The sequence below is a fragment of the Actinomadura sp. NPDC049753 genome (assembly GCF_040674655.1).
Taxonomy (GTDB): domain Bacteria; phylum Actinomycetota; class Actinomycetes; order Streptosporangiales; family Streptosporangiaceae; genus Spirillospora; species Spirillospora verrucosospora.
On sequence record NZ_JBFARL010000463.1, the window covers coordinates 1 to 1,361 of the forward strand.

1 pseudogene is annotated in these 1,361 nt (G+C 76.1%); it reads right to left on the reverse strand.

Going from position 1 to position 1,361, the window contains the following annotated elements:
* Positions 1-1,361, reverse strand: a pseudogene (locus AB0K37_RS42230) (LuxR family transcriptional regulator); the annotation flags it as partial.

Genomic DNA, 1,361 nt, shown 5'->3' on the forward strand with positions numbered 1-1,361 from the left:
GGTGAGCCGAAAGAGTTCGCGGCCGGTGGCGGTGTCCCACATCCGCGCTGTGCCGTCGAGACCAGCGGTGAGGGCACGGGCACCGTCCGGACTGACGCTCGCCGTTCTCGGCCAGCGCCTCCGCCAGCCGCCACCGCGACCGCGCCACCTCGTAGACGAACCCGCCGTCGGCGTCCCCGTAGGTGAACAGCTCGGCCGCCCTGCGCCACAGCTCCACGTCGTGGACGCCGTCCAGGCGGCGGCGCTCGGCCTCCGCGCGGGCCAGCCAGCCCTGCCCCTCCCAGCCGAGCCAGGTGCGCGGCTGCCGGTCGACGTCCACCGTGACGACGCTGTGCGCGGTCCGCAGGAGCATGTCGCCGGACTCCCGCGCCGCCCGCAGCGCCTCCTCGTCGCCGTTCGCGCGGGCGCGGGCCGCCCGGTCGGCCTCCGCCCAGAGCCCGGTCGCCGCGATGCGGATCGCCCCGACCGTCTCGACGTAGACGGTGCCGAGGACGTCGCGGATGTGCTCGGCCGCCGTGTCCGGGTCGCCGCGCCACAGCGCGTGCTCGGCGGCGAGCCCGCGGGCGAGGTAGTTGACGAATGCGTCCTGCCCCCACAGTGGAGCGATCCAGCGCAGCCGCTCCTCGACCGTCGGGGCGCCCTGCGCGACCTCCAGGAACAGGGCGTACGCCGACACCTGCGCCTCGGGCGTGCGGACGACCTGCACGGCGAACTCGTCGGCCAGCCGGCCCGCCTCCGCCCAGTTCCCCGATGTGTAGTGGACGAGGTAGCGCAGGGAGCGCAGCACGATGCCGAACGTGCTCCACACGATCCCGTTGTCGACGGCGTACTTCACGCCCGCGTCGGCGGCGCGCGCCGCGCCCGCGAGGTCGCCGCGGTCGAACTTCGTCCGGGCGTGGTGGAACGCCGCCCGCATCGCGATCATGGAGCTGTCGCCGGCCGCCGCGGCCAGCTCATGGGCGCGGGCGAACACCTCCGCCACGCCGGTGTCAGCCTCCCGCGACTCGCGGTACAGGCCGAGCGTGACGAGCAGGCTGGCCTCGGCGCCGGTGGCGCCCGCCTCTCGCGCCGTCTCGATGGCGCGCTCGGCGTACTCGGGCATCTCCCCGGCCGCGTCCCGGTACATCAGCGTCCGCGCGTAGGTGGCGAGCGCGTCGGCGCGCTCGACGGTCGGCGGGTCGGCGGGCAGCATCGCGACCGCCTCCCGCGCCACCGCCTGCGACTCGGCGTCCTCGTCGATGTCGCCGAGATAGGCGGCCAGGTGCTCGCGCAGCAGGCAGCCGAGCCGCACGTCGGCGGGGTCGGCGGCGGCGAGCACCCGGCGCAGCCGGTGCACCGCCCGGCGCAGCTCGCCGGCCCGC